Raw genomic sequence first — 10,004 nt, forward strand, 5'->3', positions numbered from 1 at the left:
CCTACAGCTCCTTCGACAGACGGTGGATGAAGTCCCGCGACCGGATGGGGTCAAGAGACGCTTGTTCAACCTTACGGAAGAGCGTTCGCATGTCGTGGAGTTGGGCAGCGACATCCAGGAAGGCGGAGCCGTACGGAGTGTCCCGCTGCACGGTGTCCAACGCCGGCACCCGGCCACCCGCGTACATCAACGACGAACTCGCCCCGGCAAAGCCGTCGACGTCGAAGGGGATCACGCGCACCGAGACACCGGGATCCTCCGACTGACGTACCAGCCCGTCGAGTTGGGCACGAGCCACCTGCCGGTCCGCGACACGGGTACGCAGTACCGACTCGTGCAGGACCGCCTCGTACGGAACCGCGCTGCCTCGCGAGAGGATCTGTTGGCGACGCATGCGGTACGCGACCCAAAGCTCCAGCTCGCTGTCCGGGAGCGGCGGAACCCAGTATCCGAACACCGCTCGTGCGTACTCTTCGGTCTGGAGCAGTCCCGGCACATGCGCGGTCGCGATCACCTGAATGAAACGCGCGTGGTTCTCCAGCTCCGCCAGATCGAGGAACTCGGGCGGGAGGACGTCCCGATACTCCTCCCACCAGCCACGCGTACGATCCGTTGCCACCTCCACCAGAGCCTCGATCAACGCCCGGTCTCCACACCCGTAGAGTGCCGCGAGCTTGCGCAGTCGCTCCTCGCTGACCCCCGACAGGCCAGCCTCCACCTGGCTCATCTGCGCTGAGGTCGACGACAGGATCCCCACCACCTCGCGGGCCGACATTCCTGCGGAGACCCGCAACTTGCGCAGCTCAGTCCCGAGTCGCACCTGCCGGGCGGTGGGCTGACTTCTCGGCGCCATCCTGCTCATCCCCTCAACCGCACTGCCCACAGGCACTGTTGGAGCCCTCGTTCGGGTGCCAGGTTACGTGAACAGCTTGCGCGAGGAGAAATCTCTCCTCTACCGTCAGTGACGCACCGCACACCCTGCGGAACGCCGGGACCCCGGAAGCGCCCCGCCCCGCCATGCCGGCCGCGACAAGCCACCGCCGACCCGCCAACTCCCCCTCCCTGACCAGGAGTCACGCATGCCCGAATCCAAAGAGCCGCCCGCCCCCTGGGAATACACCCTCACCATCCCCCACGACCTCCGCGCCGTCACCATCAGCCGCCGCACCCTCCGCCTGATCCTGACGATGCACGGCCTGATCAACCTGGTCGACACCGCCGAACTCCTGGCAACGGAGCTGGTGGGCAACGCCGTACGCCACACGAAAGGCCCGGTCATCCTCCGGGTCTCCTGGAAACCCGGCACCCTCCGCATCGGCGCCTGGGACGCCAACCCCGAACCCCCGCAACCACCAAGGGAGTTGGCCCAGCTCCTGGACCTGGAGGAGGGCCGCGGCCTGGCCCTGGTCAAAGCATGCGCCGACCTGTGGGGCTGGCAACCGCTGTCCAGGAACGGCAGCAAGGGCAAGTACGTCTGGTGCGAACTGACCACGGCCGCCTGAACGTTCCTCCGCCCCTCGAAAGAGTGAACGCCACCCATTCGGCCAGACATCCCCGTCCTTGATCCACCTAGGTTGCGCACATGGTCACATCAACCCACGAGGCGACCCACCGGCTCTTCCAGGAGCATCCGGAGGCCCTCACCCTCGTCTTCGAATCACTGGGCATCCCACCGCCCGCGAAGTCGAACTTCGGCTCGATCACACCCGACGCCACCGAAATCCGGCCCATGGAGCGCCGAGTGGACACGGTGCTCAAGTTCGAACCCGCCATGGGAGAGAGCTTCCTGCTCGCCATCGAGTCCCAGACCAAGAAGGACCCAGACAAGGCGAAGAGCTGGGCCTATTACGTGGCCCACCTCAGCGCGAAGTACGACATGCCGGTGCTGTTGGTGGCCGTATGCCGAGACCGGTCGACGGCAAAGTGGGCCGCCGGTCCCTTCGAGTGCGCCGTCGGTCCGTGGACGACCCAGGTCACACACCCGTTCGTACTGGGACCGGGTACCGTCCCGGTGATCACCGACGAGTCGACCGTGACCCGCCAGCCGGCCCTGGCGGTGCTCTCTGCCATCGTCCATAGCGATGACTGGCGAGCGCCCGCCATACTGGAGACGCTGGCCCGCGGACTCCTCTCATTCGACCCTGGCACCACGGCGTATTGGTTCGAGGTAACGGAAGTCGGCTTGGAGAACACTCCGGCCAAGGAGAAATGGAGAGAGCTGATGTCGAACGTCATCACCCACTTCCCGGGCCACGGGACGCTCTTCGAGGAGAAGTACCTAGAGGGCAAGACCGAGGATCGAGCCTCGCTGATCCTGCGGGTGCTGGAGAAGCACGGTATCGACGTCCCTGAGGACATCCGTGAACGCATCACCTCTTGCTCCGACTTCGACACCCTCACCCTCTGGTTCGACCGTTCCCTGACCGCGTCCACGGCGGAGGACCTGTTCGTCGAGAGCCCCGAGGCACCCCAGGCGGACACCGACCAGGCCTGACGCCTCAAGGCTGACCGGGCCGCGCACGTAAGACCCCGCAGATGGCAGCGCCGTAGCTGAACTCTCAGGCCGCTACGGCGACCCCCAGCGCCGCCCGCGCCGTGGCGATGTGGGCCAGGCCCTCGCGGGCGAGGCCCGTCGCCCGGGCGTATTCGTCCGCGGTGTGCGCCGCGGAGAGCTGGGTGCCGGCCGCCCGATGGCATTCCGCGGCCGCCGTCAGCGCCCGGGTCGCCGTTTCGTCGGCGCCCGCCCAGATCCTCGCCTCGGGGACCGACAGACTCGCGCCGAGGCGGAGTACCCAGCCGCTGGCCTCGACCTCCGCGTCCAGGTCGGACAGGTCGGACCCGTCCCGCGCCCCGTGCGCGCGCCGCAGGAGGACGACGGCGAACGCCGCCCCGGCGATCAACAGCAGTGCGAGCACGATGTATCCCATCGCTTCCTCCCGGCGTTCACGTGGTGCGCGGCCGGGCGGTTCCGACCTCGTACGTCCATGACACGCCCTGCCTCTGTGCAGGCACATCGATATTCCTGTGTGTCCGCTGCGAGGTTTCCATGGTGGGGGCGGATGGGACGTACGAGGTCGGTGCGTTGTTCGTCAGCCCGTCGTGGCCGACGGCGATGCCGATGCCGAAGGCGATGGGCCGGGGCCACCCCCGCCCTCCCCGTCGTTCGTCTCGTCCGGTGCCACCGCCAGCGTCAGCCGCCCCCGTACGCCCCGCGCGATCCGCCGCCTGTCGTACTTGAGGTACAGCAGGCCGCCCTCGTGGCCGTTCTGGGGATAGATCCCGTCCTCGGTGAGCGTCGTGCGGGTCGCCGTGTTCGAGACGTACGGCTCCAGGACCGCCGTCGCCAGGACCGACTTCTCGTCGAAGAACAGCTGGCCCGTGTGGCAGGTGTGGCCGCCCTCGTAGCCCGCGTCCGTCCACTCGCCGTCGACGTGCACCTTGACGTGGATGTGGACGCAGCGGCCCTGGTACCAGCCGGGGAACACCGTCCTGAAGGTGACCTGGCCGTGCCGGTCCGTGTGCCAGGTGCCTCGGAGGAAGCGGTCGTCGTCGGTGGGTTCCTGGTGGCCGCCACCGCCGCCGGGCGGAGGACCACCCGTGGGGGTGCCGGTCGGGGTGCCGGAGGGCGGCGCGCCCGTCGGAGCCGGGCCGCCGCCCCCGCCCGCCTCGTAGCCGGAGTAGACGCCGGTCGCGTTGCAGTGCCAGATGTCCACGGCCGCGTTCCGCAGCGGTCTGCACGTGTCGGCGTCGATCACCTTGAGGTCCAGGGTGAGCGGGATGCCCTCCTGGTCCTCCGTCACATCGCGGCGGATCTTGTCGGCGTCGATGTAGTACGGGCCCTCGGTCAGCTCGGAGGTGAGCGTGTAGCACGCCTCCCCCGAGGCGGTCCCTTTCGGCGGATGTGGATACGGAGCGTTCTCCTGTGCCGAGGCGCTCACCGACAGTGCTCCGGCCGCGCCCACCGCCGTCACCGCCACGCCGCCGGCCACCAGGACCGTACGGCGCGCCAACTGCCCCTTTTCCTCGGGGACTTCAGAATCCATGGGGGGTACTCGGGAATCCGTCATGCCGGGGACGCTAGGGGCGCCCGACATGACATGAACATGAGAATGCGCTGTGAATCCTGTGCGTACGCGAAAGGGCTCGAAACCGATGCCGGTTCCGAGCCCCAACTCCCGCGGGTCGCCTACTGCTTCGCCTACTACTTCGGCTGCGGCTTCCGCACCGACAGATGCAGCTCCCGCAGCCGCGTCTCGTCCAGCTCCGTCGGCGCGCCCATCATCAGGTCCTGGGCGTTGCCGTTGAGCGGGAACGCGATCGTCTCGCGGATGTTCGGCTCCTCCGCGAGCAGCATGACGATGCGGTCGACGCCGGGGGCGATCCCGCCGTGCGGCGGGGCGCCGAAGCGGAACGCGCGCAGCATGCCGGCGAACTGCTCCTCGACGGTGTCACGGTCGTAGCCCGCGATCTCGAAGGCCTTGAGCATGATGTCGGGCTCGTGGTTCCGGATCGCGCCGGAGGACAGCTCCACGCCGTTGCAGACGATGTCGTACTGCCAGCCCAGGATGTCCAGCGGGTCCTGGGTCTCCAGGGCCTCCAGACCGCCCTGGGGCATCGAGAACGGGTTGTGCGAGAAGTCGATCTTCCCGGTCTCCTCGTCCTTCTCGTACATCGGGAAGTCGACGATCCAGCAGAAGCGGAAGACGCCTTCCTCGAAGTGGCCTGCGCGCTTCGCGGCTTCCACCCGCACCGCGCCCATGATCTTCGAGACCTCTTCGAACTCGCCCGCACCGAAGAACACCGCGTGGCCGGGGGCCAGCGACAGGCGCTTCGTCAGCTCCGCGATGTTCTCCTCCGTGAGGAACTTCGCGATCGGGCCCGTCAGCGAGCCGTCCTCGGCCACGCGGACCCAGGCCAGGCCCTTCGCACCGAGGGTGACCGCGAAGTCGCCGAGCTGGTCGAAGAACTTGCGGGACTGCGACGCCACGTCCGGCACCGGCAGCGCGCGCACGTGCTTGCCGGCGAACGCCTTGAACTCCGAGCCCTCGAACACGTCCGTGATGTCGGTGAGTTCGAGCTTCGCGCGCAGGTCCGGCTTGTCGGAGCCGTACTTCACCATCGACTCGCGGAACGGGATGCGCGGGAAGGGGGAGGTGACCGGCTGGCCACCGCCGAACTCCTCGAACAGCTCCGTCATGAGCTTCTCGATCGGCTGGAAGACGTCTTCCTGCTCTACGAAGCTCATCTCCACGTCGAGCTGGTAGAACTCGCCCGGCGAGCGGTCCGCGCGGGCGTCCTCGTCGCGGAAGCAGGGCGCGATCTGGAAGTAGCGGTCGAAGCCGGAGATCATCAGCAGCTGCTTGAACTGCTGCGGCGCCTGCGGAAGGGCGTAGAACTTGCCCGGGTTCAGCCGGGAGGGGACCACGAAGTCGCGCGCGCCCTCGGGGGAGGTCGCGGAGAGGATCGGGGTGGCCATCTCGTTGAAGCCGAGGGCGACCATCTTCGAGCGGATCGAGGCGATCACCGAGGAGCGCAGCATGATGTTGCGGTGCATGCGCTCGCGGCGCAGGTCCAGGAAGCGGTACTCCAGGCGCCGCTCCTCGTTGACCCCGTCCTCGGTGTTGATCGTGAAGGGGAGCGGGGCGGCGGCACCGAGCAGCTCGACCTCGCCGACCTCGACCTCGACCTCACCGGTCGGCAGATCCGGGTTCACGTTGTCCGTGCCCCGGGAGACGACCTTGCCGTCGACGCGGACCGTCGACTCCTTGGTGACCTTGTCGAGGGCCTCGTACGCGGGCGTGCCGGGGCGGGCGACGAGCTGCGTGATGCCGTAGTGATCGCGCAGATCGATGAAGAGGATGCCGCCCAGGTCGCGCCGATTGTGCAGCCAGCCACTCAGCCGGACGTCGGTGCCGACGTCAGAGGCGCGGAGCTCGCCGCAGGTGTGGGACCTGTACCGATGCATCGTCGTTCATCCAGCCTTCGCGGATCGGGGAGTGTTTCACGTGAAACGTCCGGGGCCGGAGCCCGGACGTCCCAAGGGTACCGGCCACCCATACATCGCCTCCCCACCATTAACCACAGGCTCCCTCGGTGGCAGAGTTCGATCTCCTCTTCTTACAGTGGGGCAATGCGCACTGGTGAGCCCCTGCCCGCCGTGGGGGAGGTACTCGCCGCCCTCGCGACCGGCCTGTGGCATTGGGACACCGCTACGGAGCTGGTCACGGTGGACGCCGAGGCCGCACGGCTGCTCGGGCTGCCCGCCGAGCCGACCACCCTCACGGAGGCCCAGACCCGGGCCCGACTCCACCCCGTCGACTGGAACGAGATCGCCGGGGTCGTCGGGCTTGCCGTCGCCGAGGACACCCTCGCCGAGGTCCGCATCCGGATCATGGACGAGCGGGGCCGGGTGATCCGCACCGTCCGCAGCCGTTCCAAGCCGTCCTACGACCCCGAGACCCGGTCGTTCGAGCTGATCGGCACCCTCCAGGAGGTCGTCGAGCCCACGCCGGGCACACCGGCCGGGCGGACGGCGGTCACCGGTGACTGGCGGCGCTCCCGCGAGGCGTTCCTGCTGGACGCGGGCCGCGCGCTGGCGGAGGCGCGGTCCACGGCCGAGGTGCTGCGGGTCGCGGCGGGCCTGTCGATGCCGGGCTTCTCACCGGACGGCCTCGCCGTGTTCGGCGTATCGGGCGACCGCCTCACGATCGTCGGCCATCACGGGCATCAGCCGGGCGACGAGGACCCGTTCTCGCACATGTCCACGGTGACCGACTACCCGGCCGCCGAGGTCGTACGGACGGGCCGTGCCGTCTATCTGTCCACGCCCGAGCAGTACAAGGAGCGCTACCCGGTCACCTGGCCGCTCGCCCAGCACTTCCACCGGCAGTCCTGGGCGTTCCTGCCGCTGACCGTCGCCGGGCGCACGATGGGCGCCTGGATGGCCGCCTTCACCCACCCGGTGGCCTTCACGCCCGACGAGCGGTCCGTCCTCACCACGGTCGCCCGGATGCTCGCGCAGGCCCTGTCCCGCGCCGGGGTCGCCGAGTCGGAGCGCGAGCTGACCGACGGACTCCAGCGCTCGATGCTGCCCACGCTGGGCCCGGAGATCCCGGGCATGAGCGTCGCCGCCCGCTACATACCGACCGGCGGCGGGCTCCAGGTCGGCGGCGACTGGTACGACATGATTCCGCTGCCCACCGGGCGCATCGCGCTGGTCATCGGGGACGTACAGGGGCACGACGTGCGCGCCGCCGGGCTGATGGGCCAGCTCCGGATCGCCCTGCGTGCCTACGCCTCCGAGGGGCACCGGCCCGACGCGGTACTGTCCCGCGCCTCCCGTTTCCTGCACGGCATCACCAACGGCGACGCGGAGAAGACCGACCCGCGCTTCGCGACCTGCCTGTACGTCGAGGCCGATCCGGCGACCGGCGTTCTGGAGATCGCCCGGGCCGGCCATCCCGACCCGGCGATACGCATGGCGGACGGGACGGTGCTGACGCGGCCCACGGCGGGCGGTCTGCCGCTCGGCATAGACCCGGACGCCGACTATCCGACGACGACGCTCGCCCTGGAGCCCGGCGAGACCATGCTGATCTGCACCGACGGGCTGATCGAGACCGGCGGCCACGACCTGGAGACGGGCTGGCAGCGCATCCGGACGATCCTGGAGGAACACAAGGGCGACTTGGAGGAACTCGCCGACGCGCTCGTGCAGGCCGTCCACGGGCCCTCCTCGCACCACACCACCGGCCCGCTCGTGGACCGCCGCGAGGACGACATCGCCGTACTGCTGCTGTCCCGGGAGGGCGAGAGCTGCGGCTGCGGCGACACCGTGACCGTCCCGCCGACGGTCCGCCGTACGGTGCTCACGGTCGCGCAGGCCGAGCCCGAGCGGATCGCGGTGGCCCGGCAGCAACTGCGCGAACTCCTCCACGACTGGACGACCGCCGACCAGGTCGACTCGGCGGTCCTGCTCGTCTCCGAGATGCTCACCAACGTCCTCGTGCACACCGACGCCGACGCCCTGCTGACGGCCGAGGTGACCGGCGAGAGCGGTGGGCGGCGGATGCGGGTCGAGGTCACGGACGCCGGCGACGACCTCCCGCACAAGCGGCACCCCGGCGAACTGGCGTCCTCCGGGCGCGGGTTGCTGCTGATCGAGCTGCTCGCCGAGACCTGGGGCGTGGACCCGAGGGGCGAGGGCAAGAGCATCTGGTTCGAGCTCTACGAGTCCGACGGGGACGGCTCGGGGAACGGCTCGGGCGGACTCTCGGAGTTCGGGTCCTGGGACGCGTAGCGCTCCCGTAGTTCGTGGACGACCCCGAAGACGGCGGCGGTCAGCGGGACCGCGAGCAGCATGCCGAGGATGCCGGCCACGGACGCCCCCGCGGTGATCGCGATCATCACGACCGCCGGGTGCATCTGCACGGTCCGGCTCTGGATCATCGGCTGGAGGACGTGCCCCTCCAGGACCTGCACGGCGAGCACGACCCCCAGGGCCCACAGGGCGATGACGACACCCCGGTCGGCGAGCGCGACCAGCACGGCGACGGCGCCGGAGAGGAAGGCGCCGAGGTAGGGGATGTAGGCGCCGACGAAGACGAGCGCGGCCAGGCCGAAAGCCCCCGGCACGTCCAGGACGAGCAGGCCGACGCCGATGCAGAGGGCGTCGATGAGGGCGATGACGGTGGTCCCGCGCATGAAGCCCTCGACGCCCTCGAAGGCCCGGCGGGCCATGGCCTCGACGAGGTCGGCGGTGCCGTGCGGGGCGAACGAGCGCAGCAGTCCGGTGGCGAGGTGGGAGTCGCGGAGGAAGAAGAAGACCAGCAGCAGCGCCAGGACGGCCATGGCGATGGTCTCGCCGACCACACTGACCCCGCTGATGACGTTCGAGGCGGCCGTCCCGCCGAACTTGGTGAGCAGTTCCTTGGCGTTCGAGGCGAGGTCGTCCAACGAGGTCCCGGCGGCCCCGAAGTGGTCGGAGACGGAGTTCGCCGCGTCCTTGAGCGAGGACACGATCTGGTCCCCGGTGTCGATCAGCGCGGCCACCACGATGTACACGGCCCCGCCGACGACGGCGACGACCGCGACACAGGTGATCCCGGCGGCCACCGACCGGTTCACATGGGCCGCCACCAGCCGCCGGTACAACGGCCCGAGCAACGCGGTGCCGAGCAGCGCGAGCAGCACGGGCGTCACGGCGGTCCGCAGTTCGGAACAGAGCCGGATCCCGACGTAGCCGACCCCGCAGACCAGCAGCACGACAACACACCAGGCGGCGAGCCGCCGCACGGGAACGGGGAGGAGCTGCACGCTCCCAGCCGACCACGCATCGGGCGGGCCGTCCTGTGGGGACGGCCCGCCCGGGTGACGGCGAGTCAGGCCTGAGGCCTTTGGATTACAGGCCCTCGCCCATACCGTGCACGGCGGGGATGGTGCCCAGCCGCCCCTTCTGGAAGTCCTCGAAGGCCTGCTGGAGTTCCTCGCGGGTGTTCATGACGAACGGGCCGTAGTGGGCCATCGGCTCGCGGATGGGCTGGCCGCCCAGGATGGCGACCTCGAGGTCGGGGGTGTTGCCGTCCTGCTGCTCGTCCGCGCGGACGGTCAGGGACGAACCCGCGCCGAAGACGGCGGTCTGGCCCATGTGGATCGGGCGGCGGTCCGGGCCGACGCTGCCCTTGCCCGCCAGGACGTACGCGACGCCGTTGAAGTCCTCGCGCCAGGGCAGGGTGACTTCCGCACCCGGTGCCACCGTCGCGTGGATCATCGTGATCGGGGTGTGGGTGATGCCGGGGCCCTGGTGGCCGTCCAGCTCGCCGGCGATGACCCGCAGGAGCGCGCCGCCGTCGGGGGTGGTGAGGAGCTGGACCTGGCCGCCTCGGATGTCCTGGTAGCGCGGGGCCATCATCTTGTCCTTGGCCGGGAGGTTCACCCACAGCTGGAGGCCGTGGAAGAGACCGCCGGACACGACCAGCGACTCCGGCGGTCTCTTCCACGGCCTC

Annotated in this window: 9 protein-coding genes; 3 read left to right on the forward strand and 6 right to left on the reverse strand. The window is 69.6% G+C overall.

The window, feature by feature from the left end; all coding sequences use genetic code 11:
* Position 1: 1 nt before the first annotated feature.
* Positions 2–853, reverse strand: coding sequence for a helix-turn-helix transcriptional regulator (locus tag JHN63_RS23695; RefSeq protein ID WP_200683687.1), 852 nt, complete (start codon positions 851–853; stop codon positions 2–4).
* A 226-nt stretch (positions 854–1,079) separates the two neighbouring features.
* On the opposite strand from JHN63_RS23695, the gene JHN63_RS23700 reads away from it, so the two are divergent.
* Both JHN63_RS23700 and JHN63_RS23705 read left to right on the forward strand, forming a co-directional pair.
* Entirely contained in the window at positions 1,080–1,502 is a 423-nt protein-coding gene (locus JHN63_RS23700; RefSeq protein WP_200683689.1) for an ATP-binding protein, read from the forward strand.
* A gap of 80 nt (positions 1,503–1,582) precedes the next feature.
* Positions 1,583–2,494, forward strand: coding sequence for a hypothetical protein (locus tag JHN63_RS23705; RefSeq protein WP_200683691.1), 912 nt, complete (start codon positions 1,583–1,585; stop codon positions 2,492–2,494).
* A gap of 64 nt (positions 2,495–2,558) precedes the next feature.
* Here the strand turns inward: JHN63_RS23705 and JHN63_RS23710 are convergent, their stop codons facing one another.
* From JHN63_RS23710 to aspS, 3 genes are all read right to left on the reverse strand, one after another.
* A complete protein-coding gene (locus tag JHN63_RS23710) occupies positions 2,559–2,927 on the reverse strand; it encodes a hypothetical protein (protein WP_200683693.1) in 369 nt (122 codons plus the stop codon).
* Positions 2,928–3,089: 162 nt separating this feature from the next.
* Positions 3,090–4,043 (reverse strand): intradiol ring-cleavage dioxygenase, encoded by a 954-nt coding sequence (locus JHN63_RS23715; protein WP_200683695.1) that lies wholly within the window; start codon positions 4,041–4,043, stop codon positions 3,090–3,092.
* Positions 4,044–4,201: 158 nt separating this feature from the next.
* On the reverse strand, positions 4,202–5,965 hold the full coding sequence (gene aspS, locus JHN63_RS23720) for an aspartate--tRNA ligase (RefSeq protein ID WP_200683697.1): 1,764 nt from the start codon (positions 5,963–5,965) through the stop codon (positions 4,202–4,204).
* Positions 5,966–6,130: 165 nt separating this feature from the next.
* Here aspS and JHN63_RS23725 point away from each other — a divergent pair, with 165 nt between their 5' ends.
* Positions 6,131–8,299, forward strand: a complete 2,169-nt coding sequence (locus tag JHN63_RS23725) for a SpoIIE family protein phosphatase (protein ID WP_200683705.1) — start codon at positions 6,131–6,133, stop codon at positions 8,297–8,299.
* Here the strand turns inward: JHN63_RS23725 and JHN63_RS23730 are convergent.
* On the reverse strand, positions 8,227–9,315 hold the full coding sequence (locus tag JHN63_RS23730) for an AI-2E family transporter (protein ID WP_200683714.1): 1,089 nt from the start codon (positions 9,313–9,315) through the stop codon (positions 8,227–8,229). The genes JHN63_RS23725 and JHN63_RS23730 overlap by 73 nt on opposite strands.
* An 85-nt stretch (positions 9,316–9,400) precedes the next feature.
* A partial coding sequence (locus JHN63_RS23735) for a pirin family protein (RefSeq protein ID WP_200683716.1) occupies positions 9,401–10,004 on the reverse strand: 604 nt, incomplete at its 5' end.

The sequence above is a fragment of the Streptomyces sp. MBT65 genome, from assembly GCF_016612545.1.
GTDB lineage: Bacteria > Actinomycetota > Actinomycetes > Streptomycetales > Streptomycetaceae > Streptomyces.